Raw genomic sequence first — 26,836 nt, forward strand, 5'->3', positions numbered from 1 at the left:
TAAGGAAATGAAAAAAATATTCAATATAGCAACACTGCTTGCATTTGTTCTGGTCATCGCTTCTTGTAGCGATGACACAGACAATCCGTATGCAAAGACATCCACCCTGAAGGTGATCAGTTCAGACGTCATTTTCAGTGGTGCTGCAGATACAGGAACCGTTGTTGTCGATGCCCAGCAAGGCATCAGTAGTGTAGATTTCAAGAGCAGTTGGGCCAAGGCCAGTGTTGATGACAATAAGGTAACGGTCGTTGCCGATGCCAATGAAGATCTGGAAGGTCGCTCATCACTGCTCACCATCTGGTCGGGCAAAGATTCCGTGCAGGTCACCGTACAGCAGAGAGGTTTCGCGCTGAATCTCGGTTTAGGTAGCACAATAGCCTTTCCTAACAAGACCGAGTTGACCAAAGAAATCGAGATCGAGCACTCCACCGATGTAGCTTTCACCGCCGATGACGACTGGGTGAGCGCAAAGGTAGAAGGCAACAAACTCTCTATCGTGGCAGCACCTAACACGACAGGTCATATCCGAGCAACCTATCTGCATTACACCTCAGGAAAAGTCAAAGACTCTATTCAAGTGAACCAAGGAGAATTCTCCGATTTGCAAGGCAAGTACTATATGTTTGGTTATACCGAAGATGAAAACAATCCGGATAAACTCGTATCAATCTATTTGCCGGTAGAACTCAAGAAGAGCGGTAGCAGTTATATCCTAGATATCGCGGCAGCCAACTTGAAGTATCCTGTAGATTTCGATGCCAACACACTGTCGGTAACGATCAGCGGTGGACAGTCACTCGGAACCTATACCGTGAGCGGCACCAAATACTACGTGTTCTCAGAGATGTTCGACCCAGTATCAGGATATCTTACATGGAGCACAGCAGCCCAGATGACAGCACCTTTTGTCTATGATGCCGGCAGCGGTCTTGTAGAAGCCGTCTTCAAGGATAACGGAGGCTGGGGAACACATGTAGCCCGTGGCATTTTGCTCGAACTATACAAAGCCAACACAGCAACCAGTGCCAACCGTGCCAAGCAATATATCTTAGAGATGCAATATCCATATCTCATAAAGGTTCCTACCAAAGATCCTCGGGCCAAAGAAAAAATATTGAAATCAAAGATAAGTACTCCTCTCTCTCTTAAGAGAAATTCTAAGTGATCTTAGGATTATAATTCGCGTAAAGGGGTCAACCATATTATGTGGTTGACCCGTCTTTTTACGCAGTTAACTTCGTCGGCCTACATAGTTAACTTCATCAGCTTACGCAGTTAACTTCGTAAGCCTACGCAGTTAACTTCGTAAGAAAGCGTCTTCGGTAACGTAAAAACAAGATATATACAAGAATATAGCAAAATTAACATTCGTTGAGTAAAAAGGCGTGGAAATGTATGTGTATACAAGTAATATTTACGTACAAAGCGATATTGCGAGGAAAGAAAGTCGAAAATGAAAGAATGATGCATAAAATATATCTTTGGTTTTCAAAATGTAACAAAAAACCACATAAAAGTATCATATTATCCTCATTTTACCCCTCTGAACAGTTAATAAAAGTAAAAAATAGTAGGTTTTAATTAAGATTATTTGTTAGGTTAATAAAGTTGTTATACTTTTGCAAAGTGTTAAAACTTCAAAAGAGACGAGAAAAACTCTTAGAAGCAATCAAGTAGTTTTATGATCTTGTATTACGAGAGAGATTTTTAGTAGCGAGATTTGAGGACTGTTTTAGAATAGCGAAGATTTATTTTTATTTTTTTTATACTTAACTTTTTAAGAGAGAGAGATTTTATGGAAAAAAGACTAACCATGTTTTTAGCCTGCTTATTCCTTAGTTTAGGAATGGCACTGGCTCAGACACAGTTTAGTGGTACCGTAGTATCTGCAGAAGATGGTCAGCCAATTATTGGTGCATCTATCAAAGTAGTAGGTACTAAGACAGGTACAGTCACTAACATTGATGGTGACTTCTCATTGTCTGCTGCTGTAGGCGCAAAGCTTGAAATTTCATACATTGGTATGAAGAGCAAGACTGTAACAGCAAAAGCCAACATGAAAATTGCTTTGGAGGCTGACAACCATTCATTGGATGAGGTTATGGTTGTAGCTTTCGGTACTCAGAAACGTTCTGCTTTCACTGGTTCTGCTGCTGTCGTAGGTTCTGAGGAACTTCAGAAAGCACAGGTTACAAGTGTAACTAATGCTTTGGCAGGTGCCGTTCCTGGTATCCAGCTGACATCCTCAGATGGTGCTCCTGGTTCTTCTTCAAAAATTCGTATTCGTGGTTTCAGCTCTTTGAACGCAGAGCAGGATCCGTTGATTATTGTGGATGGCGCTCCTTATAGTGGTGACCTTTCTAACCTCAATCCTAACGATGTTGAGAGTATGACAGTATTGAAGGATGCTTCTGCTGCAGCATTGTATGGTGCTCGTGGTGCAAATGGTGTCATCATGATTACTACAAAGAATGCGAAGAGTGGTAGTAAGATTACCTTCGATGCAAAATATGGTTGGAATACTCGTGCGCTCCAGCATTATGAAACTGTAAATGACCCTGCTCAGTATTACGAGATGCATTATGGTGCTCTTCGTGATTATTATTTGGCAAACGGTAAGACCGCTGATGAGGCATGGACATTAGCTAATAAATATCTGACTTCTTCAAAGAATGGTGGTCTTGGATATAACATCTGGACTTGTCCTGATGGTGAAACTCTTATTGGCAAGGATGGTAAGATGAATCCTAACGCAACACTTGGCTATAAAGTTTCTTACAAAGGTCAGGATTTCTTGATCACTCCTGATGATTGGGAAAGTGTAGGTACACGTACCGGTATTCGTCAGGAATATAATCTCTCTATGAGTGGTGCCGGTGAAAAAGGTCATTTTTATACTTCTTTAGGTTACTTGAGTAATGAAGGTATTACTGAGGCTTCTGACTTGAAGCGTTTTACCGGTCGTCTTCGTGCTGACTATCAGATGAGAGACTGGTTGAAGGTTGGTGCAAATATGTCTTATGCTCATTTCAACGCTAATTCTTTGGATGATAATGGCTCAAGTTCTTCTACTGGTAATATTTGGGCATTTACTTCTCAGATGGCTCCTATCTATCCGGCTTACATCCGTAATGCAGATGGAACTGTTATGATTGATAAGAACGGTATTGGCATGATGGACTATGGTGATGGCGTGAATGCCGGTATGGCTCGTCCTTTCATTTATAATGCAAACCCTATCTTGGATACTCGCTTAAACACTCGTAACAAAGAAGGTAATGCTTCTACAGGTAGTGCATTCGCAGATATCAACATCTTTGATGGCTTGAAGCTTACCTTGAATGGTACATATAACCTCGATGAAGAACGTTCTAATAATGTATATAATCCATATTATGGTCAGTTCGATTCTACGGGCGGTACTACAGAAATGTCACACAAACGTACTCTTGATGTTGACCTCCAGCAGATTCTGAACTATTCTACCACAATTGCTGATCATCATAATCTGACCGCGATGTTGGGTCATGAATACTATAAGAACCGTGTTTATTATCTCTTTGCTGCCAAGTCTCAGATGTTCTCTCAGGAGAATAAAGAGTTGAATGGTGCTGTTGTAGATGGTAAGAGTGCTACTTCATATAAGAAGACATACAACAATGAAGGTTATTTCGGTCGTGTGTTGTATGATTATGATGGTAAATATTATGCTGAGGCTTCTTATCGTCGTGATGCAACTTCAAGATTCTCTCCAGATTATCGTTGGGGTTCTTTCTGGTCATTGAGTGGATCATGGGTATTGAGCAAGGAGAATTGGTTTAAGTCTTCATGGATCGATATGTTGAAGTTGAAGGCTTCTGTAGGTTCTCAGGGTAATGATAGAATTGGTGATTATCGTTTCACCGATCTTTACAATATTATTAATTCAAGTGGTAAAGTTGGTACTTCTTTCAAGTCAAAAGGTACTAAAGATATTACTTGGGAGACCAATACTAACTTCAATATCGGTGCAGAGTTCGAGTTATTCAAGAAACTTTCTGGTAGCTTGGAATACTATTATCGTAAGACCACAGATATGTTGTTCGAGTTCTCTGTAGCACCATCTATCGGTTATGCAAACTATTATGCTAACGTGGGTGACTTGTATAATACTGGTGTTGAGTTGACATTGAACTATAATGTTCTTCGTACAAAGAATGTAAACTGGGATATACGTTTCAATGCTGCAACATTGAAGAATGAATTGACAAAACTTGATGCTGATAAGAAGATTGCTACTGCTTTTGATGCTGACGGTAATGCTTATCAGGGTTATACATCTGGTAACTTCTTTATCACAGAAGGTAAGTCTCTGTACACATGGCGTATGAAGGATTATGCCGGCGTAAATGAGGAAGGTCTCCCAATGTGGTATAAGAATAAGTATGAGACAGATGCTCAGGGTAATCGTGTACAGGAGAATGGTCATGACAAGGTAATTGGTCGTGAAACTACAACTACATATGCTGATGCAGACTATTATGTAATGAATTCTTCTACAATGCCTAAGGTATATGGTGGTCTTGGTACTACTGTAAGTGCTTATGGTTTTGATTTCTCAATCAATTGCTCATTCTCTCTTGGTGGAAAGCAGTATGATGATACTTACGCCCAGTTTATGACTCCTCCAACAAGTAGCAGTTGTGGTTATAACTATCACAAGGATTTGTTGAAGGCATGGACACCTACAAATACAAATACTGATATTCCAAGATTTGTATATGGTGACTTGTATTCAGCTAGTACATCTTCTAGATTCTTGACTAATGCAAGCTATCTGAACATTGAGAATCTTAACTTTGGTTATACACTCCCTCGCAGTTTGACAAGCAAGTTTGCTATTGATATGCTTAGATTCTATGTTTCTGCAGAGAACCTTTGCTACATCTCTGCTCGTAAGGGATTCGACCCAAGACAGTCATATGATAAGATGACAAATGCAACAAACTATTCTCCAATGAGAACTGTTTCTCTTGGTGTAACCGTTCAGTTCTAATTATATCTAAAAAGAATATACAATGAGAAAAATTAATAAATTATATACGTTAATGCTTGCAGCATCTGTCTTGAGCTTCTCTAGTTGTATTGAAGAACCTATTCCAGAGGACTCTATTGCAACCTCAGAGCAACTAAGTTCTTCTTCAAGTGCTTTGGAGGCAGCTGTAAATGGTATTCCTTCACAGATGGCTCAGGGATATCTAGTTTATGGTAAGCAGGTCCATGAGACCGATATGGCTTTCCCTCAGTTGATGATTGCACAGACTGAGATGTTGGGTGATATGTATCCGGAAGGTTCTAACTCTGGTTATGACTGGTATCGAAATTACAACTGTTTTAATCGTGATTTTGGTGAGAATAGTTATTTCTCATATTTGCCTTGGTATACGCTTTATAAGTTCGTAAAGGCAGATAACGCTATTATCTCTTCTGTAAATATTGATGACCCTAAAGTTTCTAATGAAATTAAGGGGTATGCGGGTATTGCTTATGCAGCACGTGCCTTCGACTATTTTATGCTTTCTACTTTCTGGGAGCCAAAAGCCAATATCTATACCGATTGCTCTAAGGTTCTTGGTTTGACTGTTCCTATTGTAACAGATACAACTACTGCTCAGACAGCAAAGAATAATCCTCGTGCAACACATAGTGAGATGTTGAAGTTTATGCTTTCTGACCTTGATAAGGCAGAAAGTGCATTGAAGAACTTTACACCAGCAACAAAGAACGTTCCTGACTTGGCTGTTGTATATGGTATTAAAGCAAAAGTGTATTTCTGGGATAAAGATTATAAGAACGCTGCTAAGTTCGCACGTCTTGCCATTGAAAATACTGATGGTGAACCAATGAACGAAAATGAATGGACAGATCCTAATTCTGGTTTTACTACTGCTACAAGTGGCTGGATGTGGTATATCCATTATGATCCAGAGAATATGTCTAACTTGGCAAACTATGTAGGTTGGGTTTCCGGTGAAGCTGACTGGGGTTATTCTTCTTTGACATGTCCTTCTATTGATAAGTCACTCTATGATCATATCGGTAAGAAAGACTTTAGAAGAAAGGTCTTCTTGGATCCTGAGAGAAAAGCTACGGATTATAAGACATGCCGTGATACGAACTTTATTAATGAAGCTCCTGACTACCTGTCTCTCAAGTTCCGTTGTAAAGGTGGTAACTTTGAGACTTACTCAGAAGGTGGTGCTACCGATGTTCCTGTTATGCGTGTAGAAGAGATGTATTTCATCGAAGCTATTGCTAAGGGTTTATCTGATGGTGCAGCTGCTGGTGAGGATCTTTTGAACTCATTCATGCAGAAGTATAGAGATCCTGACTATAACTACACTGGCTCTGACGTAAATGCTTTTGTAAAAGAAGCTTTGGCTCAGATGAGAGTAGAGTTCTGGGGTGAGGGTAATGCGTTCCCAATTGCTAAGACTCTTGAGGTTGGTGTTATGCAGAACTATACAGGTACAAATGCTCCTGAGGATATCTTTAAGATTAACTGTAAGGGCATCAAGCCAAACTGGAACTTTGTAATTCCTATTAATGAGATTGATGCTAATGTGGCTCTTAAGGGAAAGAATAATCCAAACCCAACTCAGTCAGTAAAAATACCTTCGCCAATCGATAAATATTCAGAGTAATCTTATACAACATATTTGTAGGAAATAAGGTTAACCTTCGTTGTTAACCTATTTCTCTCTCGTCTTTCGAGGTCGGCTAGTGATAGCCGACCTCATTTTAGTTATTGCCTAATAGGTAGAAAGGCTAGAAATATACCTCTATTGTGGATAATATATACTATTTGAACATTAAAAAATGGTTAAAGTGATTCCCAGAGTTGGACATGTGAGGAAATTGGTGTAACTTTACATATTGAAAGATTAATAAACCATGAAACACTTCTCTGTTTACTTTTTTATCGCTTTAGAATTCTTCATATTATGCTCATGTGGGCATGATATTGATACAAAGTTATCTGATACTGATATCACAAAGGTTGCTCAGGTTGATGTATCAAAGAAAAATAAAGAATATGATATGGCATTATCCTCTGAAAGGGCTGTAAATGAAAAACTGGAGAATAGTAATAGAACCTTAGAGAGACTTATCGTTAGTGTGATATTGTTTTTTCTTATCGTTTCCTTTCTTGAATTGCATGTTATATTTGAAGAAGAGAAAGTCTTGAGGTATGAGAGAACGAAAGAGGAACACATATCGGAGAAATTAAAGAATAAAGAGTCCCAGTTGAATATCATGAAGAACTTTTTAAATGAGAAAGTTGATGTTTATAAGAAATTAGAAAAACTGAAAGGAGAACCAATTAAGCATGTTGCATTAACTCAAAGCGATTGGAATGATATTAGCGTTTTTCTTGAAGTCTCAGATAATCTCTTTGTGACTCGAATTAAAAAGTCTTTTCCGTCGCTATGTGCAAAAGATGTCAAATTATTAATGCTTATTCGTTTAAAACTTTCAACAAAGGTCCTTGCCTCTATATATGGAATTAGCGAAAAGTCGGTCAAACAAAATTTATATCTTTTTAAAAAGAAGGTTGGATTGATGGGAAAGAATCAATCTCTAAGGTCCTTTGTAGGAAACTTTTAGTGTCTGTTTATGTGGAATTAGACCTTGTTATTCCTTTTGCCCTTCTAAGTTGTTGATAATTAATGATTTGTGAAATGTTGTAGCCCCATATTTTTAGACCTCGTTTTCTTGCTTTTGAGAAATATTTACCATAACTTCGCCAACGAAACTAAATATTAAGAGTGCGAAGTTTTTTGGAAACAATCAGCCGGCATGCCGGCATATCTATTAAAAATCTTAAATTTAAATATATTATGAGAGAAATATTTGCGTTATTGTTTTTATTTTTTATTTCTTTGTCTACTACCGCACAAACCGTAGTTGATACTGTACGTTATCGGTTCTCGTATGCGATGAAGGTAACCACAACAGAGACTGCCAAAAAACAATATGATGACGAGTTAAGTGTAGATATAGGAGATCATATAACTTATTGCTATAGTAGATTTGATGAAGATAATACTGCATTATATGAGAAGATAAAAAAATCGGGTGGTAGTGCTGCTGATTATCTAGCTCAGCAAGGTCCTATTAGTATGTGGGATGAATATGATATCAAGAATTATCCCTCGAAAGGGAAACTCTCCGTGATTACATTCCTTTATAAGTATTTTATGTATGAAGAAGCTATCCCTACTCAGAATTGGACGTTAGAGCAGGGTGATACAACCATAATAGGCTATTCTTGTAAAAAAGCACGTTGCGACTTCAGAGGTCGTAGTTGGGAAGTATGGTATTCTTTGGAAATACCTATCTCAGAAGGCCCATGGAAGTTAAGTGGACTTCCCGGAATGATATTATATGCTAAGGATGGGAAAAATCAGTTCTCATTTGAATGTATAGGCCTAAAGGCTGGAATGAATGTTCCGATGAGTTTAAGATATGCAAAAAAATCTATAAAGACTTCTGTGGATAAGGTTCGAAGCCTTGTAAAACTGAAATACAAAAATCCGGATGCTTATGATAAAGCTGTAGGAGTTACTAATATAGTTTATGGATTCAAAGCTAAAAGTAGACAAGCATGCCTAATAGAGTTATGTAGATAGATGAAGAAACTCTTTTCACTTTTTTATTGCTTTAGGATTCTTCATATTATGCTCATGTAGGCATGATATTGATACAAAGTTATCTGAAACTATCCTCTCATGTGATAATGTGCCAAATACATTAATAGAAGGAGCTGCATCAAAAGAACAAATCTCGGCGACTCAAAAGCGCATGATGGAGGAATGTAGTAACTGATAGACAAACAATTAAATTTAAATATATTATGAGAGAAATATTTGCGTTATTGTTTTTATTTTTTATTTCTTTGTCTACTACCGCACAAACTGTAGTTGATACTGTTCGTTATCGGTTCTCGTATGCGATGAAAGGAACCTCAACAGAGACTTCTAAAAGACAGTATGACGACGAACTGAGTGTAGATGTCGGAGATCGTATAACTTATTGTTATAGTAGATTTGATGAAGATAATACTGCATTATATGAGAAGATAAAAAAATCGGGTGGTAGTGCTGCTGATTATCTAGCTCAGCAAGGTCCTATTAGTATGTGGGATGAATATGATATCAAGAATTATCCCTCGAAAGGGAAACTCTCCGTGATTACATTTCTTTATAAGTATTTTATGTATGAAGAAGCTATCCCTACTCAGAATTGGACGTTAGAGCAGGGAGATACTACAATAATTGGCTATTCTTGTAAAAAAGCACGTTGTGACTTCAGAGGACGTAGTTGGGAAGTTTGGTATTCTTTGGAAATACCTATCTCAGAAGGCCCTTGGAAGTTAAGGGGACTTCCCGGCATGATATTATATGCTAAGGATGGGAAAAATCAGTTCTCATTTGAATGTATAGGCCTAAAGGCTGGTATGAATGTTCCGATGAGTTTAAGATATGCAAAAAAATCTATAAAGACTTCTGTGGATAAGGTTCGAAGCCTTGTGAAATTAAAATCCCAGAATCCGGAGGCTTATGATAAAGCTGTAGGAGTTACTAATATAATCTATGGATTCAAAGCTAAAAGTAGACAAGCATGCTTAATAGAGTTGTGCAGATAAATGAAGAAACTAATCCTATCTTTAATATTTATATTTGTATCAATTTGTGTTGAAGCACAGGAACTTTATGGATATGTGAAAGATGCAGATGACACTAAACGGTTGGATTATGCATCTGTCGTTGCACTTGACGAAAATAATAGTCCCTTGTCATACTGTCTAACAGATAAAAATGGATATTTTAATCTGTCACTTCAAGATGACAAGAAAGTAAGAACTGTGTCTGTTACAATTTTGGGGTATAAAAAGAAATTACTACCAATCGGTTCGTTTAAGAATGGAATGGTTATTTCCTTACATCCTGAAAGAACAACGTTACGTGAAGTCGTTGTGAAGAGTAAACGATTGATGCAGCGTAGTGATACCCTGATTTATTCAGTATCCGGATTCCGACAGAAACAAGATCGAAGTATCGCTGATGTCCTTGCTAAGATGCCGGGAATAGAGGTCGCTGAGAATGGTATGATTAAATATCAGGGAAAACCTATCAATAAGTTTTATGTAGAAGGTATGGACTTGATGGGCGGAAAGTATTCTATGGCATCGGAGAACATCTCAGCTTCGAAGGTGAAGAATGTAGAAGTATTACGTAACCATCAGCCGGTGAAAGCCTTGAAGGGGGTGCAATTCTCTGATCAAGCTGCTCTGAATTTGGTTCTCAACGATGATGCTAAAAATATATGGACGGGTTCCTTGGAAATGGGTGCCGGAGGGCAATTGCAAAAAGGTATCGGGGAAAATCTTCTTCGGGATGGTAGAGCGGTGTCTTTGCTCTTTAGTAGTAGGGCACAAAATATCTCGATGTATAAATGGAATAATACGGGTAAGGATATTCAACACGAGATTAGAGACCTTACGTCTGGGGCAGGACTGAACGATTATAATTTCGGCTGGATTGGAAATATACATTTGAACGTACCGGAGTTGAAGCAAGAACGATACAATTGCAATGATACGCGAATATTGGCATCGAACGGTCTCATAAAACTGGGGACAGAGGCAAAACTTAGGCTACAAACCTCTTTCCTCTATGATAAGACCATTGGATTCAGCAGGCAAAGCACTACTTATACAAATATTCTCGGTATGCCCGTGGTTGATGAGAGCTTTGATGCTAGAATGTATCGAAGAGAATTCAAGACTGAGTTGCAATATGAAAAGAATGCTGATAGTACATATATTAATAATGTATTAAGGTCTTCCTTCGGATGGAATAATTCTTTCTCTTCTACTCTGTTCCAGGGTAAATCAATACGAGAGTCGGTGAAGCCTACTAATAGGATGGTAGAAGATGAATTGAAATTGATATTAAAAATCGGAAAGGAAAGAAGTTTTAACTTTAATGCTTTCTTAAGGTATCAGAATAGTCCAAGTTTGTTGGCCATAATAGATTCCGTGTCTCCTTTTCAGCGCTTGACTCTAGAATCTATAACCGCGAAGATGTTGACTGGCTTCCGTCATAGGATCATGAAGATGTATGTTTCTTATGATGCTCAGATGAATTATAATCAGCAGAAAGTGCAGACGATATTGTCTGATAAGCATGAAGAAGAGTATAGGAACATTGAATTTAAATTGACCCCAAGGCTAAGTTTCGAGAGATATGGACTCCGTACCGCTCTTGCGATACCGGTTAGTTTGATGAATTATAGAATATCAACAGGTGATAGCTACCATTTATATCTGAAGCCTTCTCTGTTCTTGGGATATAAGTTGGGCGCTTTATGGGATTTTACGGTGAATTGTAATCGGCAATATAATCCGTATGACTTTCGGACGGCAATACCTTTAATATATTATGTGGATTATTATAGACGTAATAAGGGTACAGGGACTTATGGAAGAACCAAGGCTGATGCCTTCTCGGGTAAAATAGAATATTCAAATCCTATAAATGGATTATTCTGCAATGCCTCCGGACAATATCTTAGAATGAATGGTGTACCTGTGTATGAATATGAATATAAAGATGGGATTTATACGATGGGTTCTACTGGGTTGGTTTCACATAACAATCAGTTGTTATTATCTTCAGAGTTAAGCAAAGCTTTCTCTTTGGGTAAGATGACATGTAGTTTAGGTGGTGATTACCAGAAATCTACTTATGAATCACTAGTCTCCGGTACTATCTGTCCATGTGATCTTAGAAGTTATTCTGCTTATTTTAAAGTGGCATATATGCCTTTTGCTTCTTTCTCTGTTGAGGAAAAGTCTACATTCAAGAATTCAAAGATGATCAACAAGGCACTTCCTCAATTTTCTATGGATGCGATAAGTGACTTTAAACATTCTTTGACCCTTTTCGTTATGCCGGGCAAATGGAAATTCTCTTGGTTGAATGAACTTTATCACAGTAATGATAAAAGTCTTAAGACTTCTTATTTCAGTAATCTCTCAGTGAGCTTCTCTTCGAAGAAATATGAAATAAGTATGATTCTTAATAATATCTTTGGTACCAAAGAGTATGATAGGTCTGTACTTTCTGACAGATATTTTTTATATTCTTATAGTCTGATTCGACCGAGAGAGGCTCTTGTGAAGTGTGCTTTCTATTTATAATTTATCTTTTGCCCGATGCTTTGAATTTGTTTTTTTGTATCTTTGTATCTTGAAAGTAATAAGGTAGAAAGATGAAAAGAATTTTTTCTTTGTTGATGCTGCTCGTCTCTTTGTCTGCCGGTGCGCAGATGAGGGCGTTGACGGGCAATCATTGGGTGGGAACCTGGGCTACGGCACAGCAGATTCCCGTGAAGTCGTTTATGCCGTATAACAATAATATGTCGAATCGATCGGTACGACAGATCGTTAAGGTGTCGATAGGTGGTGGACTGATACGACTGAAACTCTCTAACGAGTTGTCTAATGAACCTGTTGTCATCAGGTCGGTATATATCGCTCATGCAAGGGATTCGTTCGCTGTCTTTACCAAGGGGGCAAAGTATTTACTGTTCCATAAAAAGTATAAGACGGTGATCCCTGCGGGAAAGATGGTAGTGAGTGATGCGCTGAAATTCGACCTTAAACCACTGGAACGGGTCGCGATAACGATCAACTATACTTCGGCTCCTAAGAACCCTACGGTACACATGGGGTCTCGTACTACTTCGTATATTATGCGGGGTGTGACGAATGTTCATTCTAATTTCGCTTCGGCGTTCCGTGAAAATCATTGGTTTAATATCGATGCTATCGAGGTGTATCATCCTACAGCTTATGCTATCGCTATCATTGGCAACTCGATAACGGATGGAAAGAATTCTACGGATAATGCGCAAAATAGATGGCCGGATGTGATGTCGGAAACGCTGCAGCATAGGTATAAAATTAATCATGTTGGGGTGCTGAACCTCGGCATCGGTAATAATCGGGTGACGCTGAACGGTGGCTTCGGTATTCGTGCCATTGACCGATTCAATCGGGATATCCTAAAACAAGAGGGCGTGGAGAAAGTGGTTATCTTCGAGGGCGTTAATGATATCGGTGGCGCCGCCGGGGGAAACAGCGAGACGGTGGCTCGTCTGCTCATCGAGGGATATGAGTCGATGATAGCTCGTGCCAAGGCTGCCAAAAAGAAGGTATATCTCGGTACGATATCTCCTTTTAAGGGTGCCGGATATTATAGTCCGTTCCATGAGGCAGCTAGACAGACGGTAAATGAGTGGATAAGGAATCAAAGGGATAGAGTGGATGGTATCCTTGACTTTGATGAGTTGCTGCGTGACCCTGTGGAACCTCAAAGGATGAAGAAACATCTGCAGAGTGATTGGTTGCATCCTAATCCTGAAGGGTATCGCCTTATGGGGGAATATGCTGCGGAAATATTAAAATAAGGTGTGCTAAGGTTTTATATCCGGTTGGCAAAATGTGCTAACCGGATATAATGGTATGATAGGTTTTATTCTTCAATAGGTTGGTGAGCGAATGTCCGGAAATAGTTGAGACATATCGTGCGCCATTCTTTTGCGTTCTCTTCTTGAACATCAAGGAGGTGGTTGGTGTGCTCCCATTGCTCGGCATCGATATAGGGTTTCATGTCGCCCCATATCCTCTGATAACGTTCTACTTCTGATAATCCGTGATTATAATGCTCGCATAGGTTCTGCCATAGGGTCTTGCCGTTCTTCATCTTGTAGGTCCATGCTACATGATGGAACCATAGCAGATATTCTTCCGGGCAGGTGTTGATGTTTTCGTACTGACTACGGTATGGTTCCCGATACTGTGCTGTGGCACCGCTGCCCGTTGCGATGGTTCTGTCGAAGCCTACACCGATGGAATCGGCCTTATGGTAATATACTGGGCACCATTCCAAGGGGTATTCTGCAATGAAACCGTCCGGCTCGGGACCGTAATGGTGGTCGAACTTGAAGATGTGGTGCAAACCGAGGGGCATCATGTAATCTACGCAGGTTTCGCGACTGGTCATCATCATCTTGTTGATGGCTGCTACTGCTGAGGTGTCTTGGGTAAGGGTCTGCCTGGTCCATTCGTCTGCGATTTCATCGGCGCTAAGCTCCGGATTCCATGCCAATCGACCGAAGGCATACCAGTTGGCTTGCGAGAAGGGATGGCCACACCAGTTGGCATCATCGCCTACATTGCTGACACCGGCAATACCTTTCAGTTTGTTCGGGGCTATGAAAGAGAAAAATTCCTTCCACATGGTACCAAGATATACAAGGTGCTGACTTTGACCGGTGTACTCCTGTGTAATCTGAAATTCTGCCATTTGATCGGTCTTCTTCATGTTGTCGAAGATTGGTGCGTATGGTTCACGAGGCTGGAAGTCGAGTGGACCGTTCTTGCTCTGCAAAAGGACGTTGCCGCGAAATTGTCCGTCGAGGTCTTTGAACTCTGATACGGCTTGCATCACGCGGTCTTCACCTTTATGCTTGGAACCATATACGAAACTGCGCCACATCACAATGCCGCCGTATGGTTTTAGGGCATCGGCCAGCATGTTGGCTCCGTCGGCATGGGTGCGACCATAGTCGAATGGACCCGGCTGACCTTCTGAGTTGGCCTTTACCAAGAATCCTCCGAAGTCGGGGATGAGTTTGTAGATTTCCTTGACTTTGCTGTTCCACCATTTGATAACACTTTGATCCAATGGGTCGGCAGTTTCGGTATAGCCTAAGGCCTTTGGTGTACCGAAGTTGACGGACAGATATACTTTGACGCCCCATGGACGCAAGATGTCTGCAATCACTTTGACGGAGTCGAGATAGGTGCGTGACAGCATCTTTGGGGATGCATTGACATTATTCAATACACTGCCGTTGATACCGATGGAGGCTTCGGCACGTGCATATTCGTTGATTCTCTCTGCCCATGTCTTACGGCTGACGGGTGAATTCCAGAAGATGCTCTTGCCGGCATATCCTCGTTCGATGCTTCCGTCGAGATTGTCCCAATGGTTGATGATGCGCAGAGCGTAGGCCGGACGCTCGGTGATGTCGATGGCTACCGGTGCTTGAGTGAGGTGACCATTCTCCGTGAGACGGGTCTTCTCGATGCGCTTGAGCGCAAAGGCTCCATAGATGGCTCCCTGACGACTGCCGGCAATAATCCGACGAGTCCATGTCTTGTCGCCAGGTTGATGGCGGATGATGACTTCATAGCCGTCGCCGAGTTGCCTTTTGCCATTCAGGGTTACCTTGATGCCTTGAAATAATGACTTCGTGTCTTTGGCAACGCCTGTGAGCCATAGGTTGTGCCCATTGTCGGCTTTTGCGGTGAAACTAATGATTGATAGTAGGAATAGGATAAATGATTTCTTCATATTTCTTTTTATTTCTTCTCTGATGTACGATGACTGTATTCTGAAGGACTCATTCCATAATGACGCTTGAAAAGTGTCGAGAAATGGGTTTGATTGCTGAATCCTACGGCGTAGGCCACCTGTGTGATGTTTATAGTGCCTTCATCGATGAGGCGCGCGGCCTGTTCCAGACGGATGTTTCGGATGAATTCTCCTGTAGAGATACCGGTGATCTCCTTCATCTTGCGATGAAGTTGCGCACGACTTACACCTACTTCTTCGGCCAGCTTCTCTACATTGAACTCTGAACTACCGATGTTCTCGTTGATGCACTTCATGATTCTGTCCATGAGGGCTTCGTTGTTGCCGGTGACATGAACCTTGGTGAGCTTGGATTCTTGTTTTTGTGCTCCGGAGAATTTACCTTTGAGTCGGCGGATGTTGCTGACGATATTATCGATGAGGATGTGCAGTTCTTCCATGTCGAAAGGTTTGGCCAAGAATGCGTCGGCTCCTTTCTTCAAACCTTGCAGACGGTAGTCCACTTCGCTCTTTGAGGTGAGAAGGACTACCGGGATGTCGCTGATGTTGGAGTTTGACTTGATATTCTTGAGGAAACTGATTCCATCCATCTCGGGCATCATGATGTCGCTGATGACGAGGTCGTAACTTCCTGAAAGGAGCTTCTGTAATCCTTCCTTACCGTTGTAGGCGGTCTCGAACTTGTACCATTCGCCTAACTCGCTCTCGATGTATCGGGAGATCTCGGGATCATCATCGACAATGAGGATATGGTAGTTCTTGCTTCCTTGTTTCTTGCGCTTTGTCTTTGCGATGTTGGCTTCATTTTCTTCGATTTCATCGCTCTCTTTTATCTCCTGTGGCGTCAGATGGGCATTGCCTAAAGGTATGCTTACCTCGAAGATGGCTCCTCGCTGTCCGTCTTGTCGGTTGCGTGCGGAGATGGTACCGTGGTGCATCTCGACAAGGGCCTGACAGAGGTTCAGACCGATGCCAGTACCTATGATGTGCAGACCGTGGGTGTTGTTGCCTTGATAGAATCTCTCAAAGAGTCGGTCGGTCTTCTCTTCCTTGAAGCCTATGCCACTGTCTTGGAAGATGAGGCATGCCTTGTTGCCCTGTTCGCTGAGGATGACTTGGATGTCTCCGTTGTCGAATGTATATTTCAGGGCATTGGAGAGTAGGTTGCTGATGACTTTATCAAAGTTGATGCGGTCTATCCATACCGGTAACTCTTTCTTATCGTGTCGGAAAGTGAGCGTGATATTCCGTTCCTTCGCATTGTAGGCATATAGTTTGACGATGTTTGCCGTGAACTTCACCAAGTCGGTCTCCTGACAATGCAGATGCATTTGGTCTTTGTCAATCTTTCTTTCGTCGAGAATCTGGTTGACAAGGAGGAGCAGGCGTTGCGCATTCTTCTCGATGATGGTGAGCTCGGAACGACTTTCTTTGTCGGTGATGCGCTCTTTGAGTTTCTTGAGCGGTGCCATGATAAGGGTCAGCGGTGAACGGATGTCATGGGTGGCATCGATGAGAAAGCGCATTTTCTGTTCGTCCAAGTCTGCCTTCTTGCGTCGGTCATAAGCTCGGGCAGAATAGTAAAGGATAACTCCTAATAATATCAGATAGACCATGCAGGCCCATGCTGAAGAATACCATGGACTGTTTACCGTGATCTCCAGTTTGGTGATTTGGTTGGATGGTACTCCGTTGCTGATGGCTCGTACATCTATATAATAGGTACCGGGCTGTAGGTTGACGAAAGGTATGGCATTGACACCCTCGGCTGTGGTTATCCATTCACCCTCGTTGATGCGATATTGGAAACTGATGTCCTGGGTGTTTTTGTAATTGAGTAAGGAGAACTCCAAGGTAAAGGTGTTCTGATTATAGGATACGTTGAATTTGGTATGGTCGGTATCCAGATTCTCTCCGTCAACGAAGAAGTTGGTAAGGTATGCTTTACCGAGTTTGATATTGTTCTTATTAACGGCAGAAGGGTAGAAAAAGGCGATTCCATCGGAATTTCCGAAACCTATCAGGTCATTGTTGCCATGCAGTACGGCTCCGTTGACATATTCATGGGAGGTGAGACCGTTTCCCTTGGTGTAACTGATGAACTTATGGTTCTTCTTCTGATATTGCCAGATACCCATCGTGGTGCTGATCCATAGATCGTTCTGCGCATCCTTGACGATTCCGCAAATCTGTTTTCCCTTCAGACCGTCTGCTTCCGGGAAGTTCGCTACTCGTTTTGTGCGTGGCATATATCTGTAGAGACCGTTGTCGGTTCCGATGATCATATTGCCTTCTTCATCTTCGCAGAGATAGTTTGATTGTATTGTGTTGAGGATGCGGGTCCAACCATGTCGGTTGAAGTGGAAATTGGTAGGGTCCATGCAACAGATGCCACTGGATGTGGCTATCCACAGCATACCTTGATGGTCGAAGGCAAGATGACGGATCCAGTCGTTGCAGAGTGCGCCATATCTACTTCGCATACTCATGTTCAGTATCTTGACTTTGTCGTTCTTGGTGTCGTAGATATACAGTCCCTTGCTATAGACGGAAATGTATAGTTTTCCATCGCCATTGTCGGTCATGCAATAGACGCCGGCACTTTCGAACTTCAGACACTGGGTGGCAGAACCTGTATAGGGGTTGTAGCTGTATAGGGCATTACTGGTTCCTAACCAATATTGTCCGTTCTTGTCTCTGTAGATGAGGCTGGTACCTGCCGGTGATGACGGATGACTGATGATCTTTCCTTCTTGGTTGAACTGGAAGACACCACTGTTCTGTACGGTACACCATGTGGTATTTTTGTCACCGGGGGTGATAGAAGAGATGCACGTGCCTACATGGTAATTCTGGGAGGCAAAACTGCATTGATGGAAGACTTCCTGATCATTGTTGACAAGATATAGCCCTTTCTTGTAACATCCTATCCAGATGTTATGGTCTTTGTCTTCCATGATATCCTTGACATAGGCGGAGGAGATGTCAAGGTTGTTGTCGCTGATATTGATAGGTGAGAAATGTCTCTCTTCTTTCTTGGCAACGAGTACACCATACTCGGATGTCGCGATGTAGAGATTCTTCTTGTAGTCTATGGTAGCGCTGTTGATGGTGATGTCCTTGCTGTATGGCCCATAGTCGTAACCGGCATCCCGAAGGCATCCCGAAGGGTACTCGTAGGTAATGATGCCGAACATACAGACGATGAGCAACTGGTTGGACTGTGACTGGAAGAAGGCTACGGGTGCCCCATAGGGTGACGTGAAGGTCTTGCTCTTTGGGTGTTCTCCGCGAATGTCGTATCTCGTAAAGGTTGACAGGTGACTACTCTGCCAGAGATATCCGTGATTGTCTTCGAAAATCTGATTGAAATAGTCGTTGGACTGGCGTCGACCGAATTCTTTCTGGAAGACGATCTTGTCTTGTCCTCTTGGGATGGCATAGAGTCCGTAGCCTGCGGTTCCGATGAGTAGGTTGCCTTTGTGGTCTTCACGAATGGTAAAGACTCGAGGATGGCGTCCTTCCGGGAAGGAATAACGGATGAAGTGATTCTTGTGATAGTCATATCGCATGAATCCCTTGGAACTTCCTATCCACAACTTACCGTATTTATCCACATATAAGGATGAAATGGTGTTGTCGGTAATCGTTGTGTTGTCTTTCTCGTCGTGCAGGTAGTTGGTGAACCGATAACCGTCGAAACGACTCAACCCGTATTCTGTTCCTATCCAAATATATCCGTAATGGTCTTGGATGATGCAGTTGATCAAACTACTGGGGAGTTTGTCGGAGGTATAGAGGTGTCCGCTATCGGCCCAGGTGAGGAGGGTCAATAGTAGACATATAGATGTTAATAATTTCTTTTTAAATGATTTTTGTACTTTCTTCATGGTTGTGCAAAAATAGCAACTTTATTGCTAACATGCAAGTTTTTTCACTTGATAGTGTGTGGAGTTTCTGTTCCGAACAGATATTGTGGTTGATACCCTTGTCCGTTGACAACGATTTTCTCGAACACGATTCCTGGGTCGAGTGGTTGTATGGTCAGGGTATGGTGACCCTCGTGATGTTGCCATGGAACACGTACCTTACTTTCTATCACTCTACGCGCTATGGTAGGATAATAGATGCTATAGATGTTTTCCGGTTTTTCGTTCAGGTTACCGTTCATGTTCACAACTATTGGCTGTTGGTCGTCAAGTTGTACGGAGAAGCGTAGACCGCCTTTGTTCAGGAAGTCAAGTGTTGACTTTGTGATGATGTGGATGTCTACATTTTCCACGTTTTCATCGCTCATCTTGAACAGATAGGTAAGCGAAGCCCCCTTGGTAGATACTGTGTAAGGTTGCAGGGAAATTCCACTGAGTGTTCTGCCCATGAAAGGGATGACCGTCCATGTGCCCTTGGTGGTATTCTGGGCATGATGGAAATGTTCGGCCTCCATGACAACGTATTTTGTGGAATCGTTGAAACAGAAACCTCCGAGTTGTTTGTGTTCAAGACGGAAGGTCTCCGGAAGCATATCGTGAGGGAAGTCATCATTCCAATTCTTGTATCCAATATGCTTTTGAATCATCATCCCGTCCCATTTACCATTGGCAATATTTTTATTATATTCACGGCAGAGAATGCTGTCTCGCTTAAAGGCTTCCTGCACGCGGTCGGCCCATTCGTTGCATTCCGGATTACCCTGGCGATAGAGTTCATGATTCATGGCCTGGGCATAGTACATCTGATAAATATTGGATACAGCCTGTACGGGGAAGAGGATGAGTTCACGATAGGCATCACGGTATTCTGGTTGAAGGGTGATAAACTGTCGCAAGGCTTCCGTTTCCAGTCGCATGTAGTCATCGGCAACCCTTTTCCATTCTCCGGAATGAAGATCGTAAGTTTTGCTGTCAAGCATTTCTGCCGTAATTCTACCGGAATATTTCCCCTGAAGGTTGAGGATGCGTGCTGCCTTCTGGGCCTGATCGGAACCGAAGGCTCTCGCACAGAAGTCAAGGGTATGATTTAATAAGGTAGAGGCATTGTATCTGGTAGGATTCCATGCCATATCCATGAACAAGTCGATAGGATATTCCATAGGTTTGAGGTCGCCGACATTGAGTATCCAGACTCTGTCGAGTCCATATTGATAGGCGAGAGACAGTTGCTCCCACATGTTTTGAGTAGGGGTGACATTGAGCCATTTGGAATTACGAGGAGCACCTACGTAATCGACATGATAATATAGTCCCCAGCCACCGGGATGTTTGCGCTCTTTTGCGGTCGGTACACGACGGATGTTGCCCCAGTTGTCATCGCATAGCATGATCGTCACATCGTCAGGGACACGCATCCCTTTATCATAGTAATCGAGAACTTCTTTGTACAAAGCCCAGACTTGTGGCGTCTCCTTGGCAGGACGACCGGTGACATCGGCAATGATCTTGCGTTGGTTGTCGACGATTCTTTCGAGGAGCCTTGTGTCGGCTTCGGCACTCATGGCTTCGTCACCATCGCCACGCATGCCTATGGTGATGACATCCTCAGCACCCTTTACGCGTTCGATACCTTCACGGAAGAATTTGTCGAGGACTTTCTGGTTCGTTTGATAGTTCCAAGCTCCGTTCTTGCCGCGGGAACGTGCCCATTCTTGATGGTTTCTGGCCATAGGCTCATGATGGGATGTTCCCATGATAATGCCCATTTCATCGGCCGTTTTATGGTTTTCCGGATCATCGGCATAGAAGGCATATCCCCACATGGCAGGCCACATGAAGTTGCCTTTCAGACGGAGAATCAATTCGAAGACCTTGGCATAGAATTCATGACCGGCGTATGGGGTCTTGAAGGTGTTGGCAATCCATGTTGTGAGACAAGGGGCTTCATCGTTGAGGAAGAGACCTCGGTATCTGACGACGGGTTCACCATCGGTATATACACCTTTCTTTATATATATGTGCTGATGCTTCTTTACAGGGACGTCTGCCCAGTAGTACCATGGTGATACGCCAATCTGTCGACTGAGTTCGTAGATGCCATAGATGGTTCCTCGGCGGTCGCTTCCGGCAATCAAAAGTTTGTCGCCTTGTGTCTTGATGATAAACTTCTCGCGCTTGCCTTTCAATAGTTTCTTATCGATGAAACGGTCGATAATTGCAGAATGACCGATGGTTCCGATGATAATCTTCGCATCTGTGTTGTCGGTGATGGATACGTTTGCTCCGCACACCTTATTAATATCTGTACATAGGTTGCGTGCTGCAATGTCAACACCTTTCGGTTCTTGGGAAGATAAATGAATGCTGATGTGCTGCTTCTCGTTGAGAAGGAGGGCTCCTTTCTCGAAGTTGACAAATGTTTCGCAGGCATTTGCCGCTATAGGCAGGCATAATATCAGCAGAAGAGTTAATACATAAGGTTTAAGATAGTTCATAGTTATATTTGTTTTTCTGCAAAATTACCATTTGTTTCATTTCAAACCTAATATAGAATGGAAAAAAATGTCTAAATGAAACAAATAGAAAAGTATAGGTTACGTTAGAAATGAATTTTCTTCGTGGATATTCGTAAATTTGCAGCAAATACCTATTAATCATGAAAAGTTTATATTCTTTTTTAGTTATGGCCTTGATGGCCTTGCCGGTCTCGGCTCAGAAAAATCTTTCTTGGGTAGGAACTTTCGCTACTGCTGCTGAGTTTGCAGGTAAGTCGGATCTGCCACAAAAGACGAATCTTGCGAATACTTCTTTGCGTGAGATCGTTCAGGTTTCTTTAGGTGGAAAGAATCTGCAGTTGCAGTTCTCGAATCAGTTTAGTAAGCAACCGGTAGAAATCAAGTCTGTTTATATCGCTGATAGTAAGGATAGCTGTGATATTGATGCGAAGTCGGCAACTTATCTTAAGTTCAATGGTAAGAAGTCTGTTGTGATTCCTGCCGGTGGAATTGTATATTGTGATGAACTGAAATATGATTTGAAACCACTTCAGCGCTTGACGATTACGATCTGTTATGGGGAACAGGTGCCAACGAATGCTACTGCGCATCGTGGCTCGCGTACTACTTCGTATATTGCACAGGGTACTGTGAAACCGGGAATGAAGTTCCAGACTTTCGAAAAACTCGACCATTGGTATAATATCGCTCAAATCAATGTGAGATCTAAAGCTGAGGCTATTGCTATCTTGGGTAACTCGATTACGGATGGTCGTGGAAGTACGACTAATCTGCAGAACCGTTGGCCTGACCGTATGGCACTTGCCCTGAATGGTGGAGTCGGTGTACTGAACTTGGGTATTGGTGGAAACTGTGTGGTACAGTATGGCCTTAGTGAACCGGCAATGAAGCGCTTTGATCGTGATATCCTCGGTCAGAAGGGTGTGAAGAAGTTGATTATCTTCGAAGGTACCAATGATATCGGTATCAGCAATGGAAATTATGAGCATGTGGCTGATACGATGATTGCTTGTTATAAGGTGCTGATAGCAAAAGCTCGTGCTCATGGTATGAAGGTGTATGGTGGTACGATTACTCCGACAAAGGGTAATGGCTGGTTTTCTTTCTTCCATGAGGCTATTCGTCAGACGGTAAATGCGTGGATTAGAACACCGGGCAACTTTGATGGGGTTATCGACTTCGATAAGATGGCTCGTGACCCTCAGGATGAACAGAAACTCAAAGCTGAATATTCTGATGACTGGTTGCATCTGAATCCGAAAGGATACGATGAAATGGGAAAATTTGCAGCAAAATACTTTGAAAAATAATAATGACAAATATTATGGAAACAAATGAAATGAAAGAATCTAAGGGATTCTATAAATTAAATTGGATACAGAGAATAGGTTATGGGTCTGGTGACCTTGCACAGAATTTGATCTTCCAGACGGTAGCATGCTTTTTGATGCTATATCTTACAACGGTATTGAAGATTAACCCGGCTTTCGTTGGTGGACTCATTCTTGCTGTACGACTTCTTGACTGTTTCTGGAGTCCAATTGTCGGACGATATATTGATAATCGTAACCCTAAATTAGGTAAGTATCGTGCTTATCTTCTCTACGGTGGTATCCCGCTTACTGCTGCTGCATGTTTGCTAATGCTTCCTCAGGTGGCAAGTTGGTCTATGTCTATGAAGATTATTTATGCAACAGTTAGTTATACGGTGCTGAGTATGATCTATTCTGTAGTGAACATTCCTTATGGTTCTATCATGGCAAGTATGACCCGTGATAACGATGAGGTACTTAAACTTACATCTACCCGTATGGTATGTGCTAATATTGGTCAGATCACTGTTCAGGCAGGTTTCCCTATCGGACTTGCTATCGTTGCTCAGGCTGTTATTGATTGGAATCAGGCTTTGTTTATGGCTATCGGTACTATCCCTGCCTTTGTCATCTTGCCATCTTTGCCATTCTTGAAAAGAGTGTTCGGAAAGAAGGGACTGTATTATTTGCTTCTTTCTATAGGTTTCTTGGGCTTTGTGATCTTGTATACCATTCCAAAGGTTTCTGATGTCGCAAGTTGTAATACTTTGGTTCAAACAGCTAAGGTGATGACTGGTGTGGGTCTGCTCGTCGGATCTTTGATGTGGGCTCTTGTTCCGGAGGTTATCACGGAAGCAGAATATCGTACAGGAAACAGACCGGCTGCAACGGTTAATGCGCTCGCCGGTGTCGCCTTCAAGGCTGGTTTCTCTATCGCTGGTTGGATTACTCCATTGGCAATGGGATTGGTAGGATTCGATTTGGCAAACGAACAATCTGCTTTGCAAACAGACCCTAATGCGTGGTTTGTCGTTACTTGCTGTTTTGCAATTATCGGTTTTGTCCTCTTGTTACTTTGCTTTAATGGTTGTAAAGAAAGAATCGCTACAACACCGAAAAAACCTGTTTCTTATGGTGAGATGTTCCAGGAATTTAAGGCTAACAAGTGTCTTCAGTTGATGCTTTGTATCTTTGTGGTGGTTTTCCTTGCTTCGTTCATCAGTGCACCTGTGAATGCTTATTATCCTAAGTTGGCAGATTATTCTGCTACTTCGCAGGAGGCTATCTTGTGGTTTACATGTGTTATCCCTGCTATCCTCCTTGTTGTTGTGGGCTATCTTATATATAAGTATCCTCTTACAGATGAGGTGATCAATAAGATGAATCAGGAAATCGAGAATCGTAAATAATTAATAAACATATATAGTTTAAATGAATAAAAGAATTCTATCCATCGCGCTGGCTTCTCTGATGCTTGTTCCTGTGGCAGGTGTGGCTCAGAAAAGTCAGCCAACAATGAAAGATGTACTCGGTAAGTATTTCCTTATAGGCGCTGCGGTAAACGTGAATACTGTTTGGAATCGTGACGCAAAGGCTGCGGAGGTGGTGAAGAAGAATTTTAATTCTATCGTTGCCGAAAACTGTATGAAAGGTGAGGAAATTCATCCGGAGGAGAATGTTTATGACTGGAAAGATGCCGATCAAACCGTTAAATTCGGTGAGGAGAATGGACTGACAGTTATAGGACATTGTCTGGTGTGGCACTCTCAGGCTCCAAAGTGGATGTTTGTCGATAAAGAGGGTAAAACGGTTAGTCGTGAGGTCTTGATCGATCGTATGTATCATCATATCACTGAGGTCGTGGGAAGATATAAGGGCCGTATCAAAGGCTGGGATGTCATCAACGAGGCCTTCAACGATGATGGTACTTATCGTGAGACTCCTTATTATAAAATCATCGGTCCTGAATATTTTGAGTTGGCTTTTAAGTTTGCTCATGCTGCCGACCCAGATGCAGAACTCTACTATAATGACTATTCAATGTCAAAACCTGAAAAGCGTGAGGCTGTATGTAGACTGGTTCGCAATCTGAAAGCTAAGGGCTGCAGAATTGATGCTGTTGGAATGCAAAGTCATAATGGCCTAGATTATCCAGACTTGACAGACTATGAAAATTCTATCAAGGCTTTGGCTAAAGAGGGGGTGAAAGTACAGTTTACTGAACTTGACTTGAATATGCTTCCTAATCCTCAGAATTTCGGGGGCGCAGAAATCAGTCAGCATGCGAATTATATGAAGAAGATGGATCCTTATAAGAAAGGTCTTACAAAAAACGCTCAGAAACAGTTCAATGAGCGATATCTCGCATTCTTCAAAATCTATAAGAAGTATGCCAAAGATATCGAACGTGTAACAATCTGGGGTGTGGATGATGGCACCAGTTGGTTGAATGACTGGCCTATCCCTGGTCGTACCAACTATGGCCTACTTATCGATAGAAATTATCAGGTGAAACCTGTTGTTAAGGATATTATTAAATTATTTGAATAATGAAAGCAAGATATTTATTCCCAGAAGATTACATGGCAGATCCTTCTGCTAATGTATTTAATGGTAAATTGTACATCTATCCTTCACATGACTGGGATAGTGGTGAGTGTTTTGATGATGATGGTGGTCATTTCCAGATGAAAGACTATCATGTTCTTTGCATTGATGGCGATCCTATGACTGCTGAGGTAAAGGACTGTGGCAAGATCCTCGATGTGGAGAATGTGGCCTGGGCAGAAAAGCAGATGTGGGATAATGATGTCGTTGAGAAAAACGGTAAGTATTATCTGATCTTCTCTGCAAAGGATTATAATGGTGTGTTTCATCTCGGTGTAGCTGTTGCTGATAAACCGGAGGGGCCTTTCATCGCTAATCCAGATCCTATCCGTGGCTCATATAGTATCGACCCTTGTGTCTTCAAGGATGATGATGGTAGCATCTATGTTTACTTCGGTGGTATCTGGGGTGGCCAGTTGCAGTGGTACAAGGATAATAAGGCTTTGAAATGCGAACATTTGCCTGAAGGTAAGGAAGATCCATTACCTTCTCGTGTTGCTAAGTTGACTGATGATGTTCAGCAGTTTGCTGAAATGCCTAAGGCTGTGGTTATCCTTGATGAGAACGGCAAACCTTTGCCTGCTGATGATCCTCACCGTTTCTTCGAGGCTAGTTGGATGCATAAGTATAATGGTAAGTATTATTTCAGTTATTCTACCGGTGACAGTCATCTGCTTTGCTATGCGATAGGTGATAATCCTTATGGTCCTTTCACTTATCAGGGTGTTATCTTGGAGCCTGTTGTCGGTTGGACTACGCATCATAGTATTGCTGAGGTCGGTGGCAAGTGGTATTTGTTCCATCATGACTGTGTGCCTTCTAATGATACAACATGGCTTAGATCATTAAAGGTTATGCCTTTGGAATATGATGAGAATGGTAAGATCATTACCATGAAGAGTGAGTAATCTCCTATCCTTTTAGGGATAGACTGTAGATCATATAAAAAGAGGATTTAGCATATTGCTAAATCCTCT

General features: G+C 41.9%; 15 protein-coding genes. 12 read left to right on the forward strand and 3 right to left on the reverse strand.

Features of this window, described 5'->3' with window-relative positions:
* Positions 1-7 precede the first annotated feature (7 nt).
* The 8 genes from K333_RS0106190 to K333_RS0106225 all read left to right on the forward strand — a co-directional run bounded on the left by K333_RS0106190 (position 8) and on the right by K333_RS0106225 (position 13,521).
* Positions 8-1,168, forward strand: a complete 1,161-nt coding sequence (locus K333_RS0106190) for a BACON domain-containing protein (protein ID WP_024989794.1) — start codon at positions 8-10, stop codon at positions 1,166-1,168.
* 630 nt (positions 1,169-1,798) lie between these two features.
* Entirely contained in the window at positions 1,799-5,038 is a 3,240-nt protein-coding gene (locus K333_RS0106195; RefSeq protein ID WP_024989795.1) for a SusC/RagA family TonB-linked outer membrane protein, read from the forward strand.
* 22 nt (positions 5,039-5,060) lie between these two features.
* The gene (locus tag K333_RS0106200; RefSeq protein WP_024989796.1) at positions 5,061-6,686 is read left to right on the forward strand and encodes a RagB/SusD family nutrient uptake outer membrane protein; all 1,626 of its coding nucleotides are present in this window, start codon (positions 5,061-5,063) and stop codon (positions 6,684-6,686) included.
* A 250-nt stretch (positions 6,687-6,936) separates the two neighbouring features.
* Entirely contained in the window at positions 6,937-7,650 is a 714-nt protein-coding gene (locus tag K333_RS12030; RefSeq protein ID WP_024989797.1) for a hypothetical protein, read from the forward strand.
* 233 nt (positions 7,651-7,883) lie between these two features.
* A complete protein-coding gene (locus K333_RS12670; RefSeq protein ID WP_154652999.1) occupies positions 7,884-8,675 on the forward strand; it encodes a GLPGLI family protein in 792 nt (263 codons plus the stop codon).
* 224 nt (positions 8,676-8,899) lie between these two features.
* Positions 8,900-9,691, forward strand: a complete 792-nt coding sequence (locus K333_RS0106215) for a GLPGLI family protein (protein WP_027452462.1) — start codon at positions 8,900-8,902, stop codon at positions 9,689-9,691.
* Positions 9,692-12,250, forward strand: coding sequence for a peptidase associated/transthyretin-like domain-containing protein (locus K333_RS0106220; RefSeq protein ID WP_024989800.1), 2,559 nt, complete (start codon positions 9,692-9,694; stop codon positions 12,248-12,250). It abuts the gene before it with no gap.
* A gap of 71 nt (positions 12,251-12,321) precedes the next feature.
* Complete coding sequence (locus tag K333_RS0106225) at positions 12,322-13,521, forward strand: GDSL-type esterase/lipase family protein (protein ID WP_027452463.1); 1,200 nt, start codon at positions 12,322-12,324, stop codon at positions 13,519-13,521.
* Positions 13,522-13,586: 65 nt separating this feature from the next.
* On the opposite strand, the gene K333_RS0106230 is transcribed toward K333_RS0106225, so the two are convergent.
* From K333_RS0106230 to K333_RS0106240, 3 genes are read right to left on the reverse strand one after another with little or no spacing between them, the layout of a single operon-like run.
* Positions 13,587-15,473, reverse strand: coding sequence for an alpha-glucuronidase (locus K333_RS0106230; RefSeq protein WP_027452464.1), 1,887 nt, complete (start codon positions 15,471-15,473; stop codon positions 13,587-13,589).
* 8 nt (positions 15,474-15,481) lie between these two features.
* The gene (locus K333_RS0106235) at positions 15,482-19,384 is read right to left on the reverse strand and encodes a hybrid sensor histidine kinase/response regulator transcription factor (protein ID WP_027452465.1); all 3,903 of its coding nucleotides are present in this window, start codon (positions 19,382-19,384) and stop codon (positions 15,482-15,484) included.
* A 44-nt stretch (positions 19,385-19,428) separates the two neighbouring features.
* Positions 19,429-21,918 carry a glycosyl hydrolase 115 family protein gene (locus tag K333_RS0106240; protein WP_051230890.1) on the reverse strand — a complete coding sequence of 830 codons (2,490 nt, stop codon included), beginning with the start codon at positions 21,916-21,918 and terminating at the stop codon, positions 19,429-19,431.
* 161 nt (positions 21,919-22,079) lie between these two features.
* Here K333_RS0106240 and K333_RS0106245 point away from each other — a divergent pair, with 161 nt between their 5' ends.
* From K333_RS0106245 to K333_RS0106260, 4 genes are read left to right on the forward strand one after another with little or no spacing between them, the layout of a single operon-like run.
* Positions 22,080-23,249 carry an SGNH/GDSL hydrolase family protein gene (locus K333_RS0106245; protein WP_027452467.1) on the forward strand — a complete coding sequence of 390 codons (1,170 nt, stop codon included), beginning with the start codon at positions 22,080-22,082 and terminating at the stop codon, positions 23,247-23,249.
* A gap of 14 nt (positions 23,250-23,263) precedes the next feature.
* On the forward strand, positions 23,264-24,661 hold the full coding sequence (locus K333_RS0106250) for an MFS transporter (RefSeq protein ID WP_027452468.1): 1,398 nt from the start codon (positions 23,264-23,266) through the stop codon (positions 24,659-24,661).
* A 22-nt stretch (positions 24,662-24,683) separates the two neighbouring features.
* A complete protein-coding gene (locus K333_RS0106255) occupies positions 24,684-25,802 on the forward strand; it encodes an endo-1,4-beta-xylanase (RefSeq protein ID WP_024989802.1) in 1,119 nt (372 codons plus the stop codon).
* A complete protein-coding gene (locus K333_RS0106260; protein ID WP_024989803.1) occupies positions 25,802-26,767 on the forward strand; it encodes a glycoside hydrolase family 43 protein in 966 nt (321 codons plus the stop codon). Before K333_RS0106255 ends, K333_RS0106260 begins: the two co-directional genes overlap by 1 nt.
* Positions 26,768-26,836 lie beyond the last annotated feature (69 nt).

Source organism: Segatella albensis DSM 11370 = JCM 12258 (assembly GCF_000426565.1).
Lineage (GTDB): Bacteria > Bacteroidota > Bacteroidia > Bacteroidales > Bacteroidaceae > Prevotella > Prevotella albensis.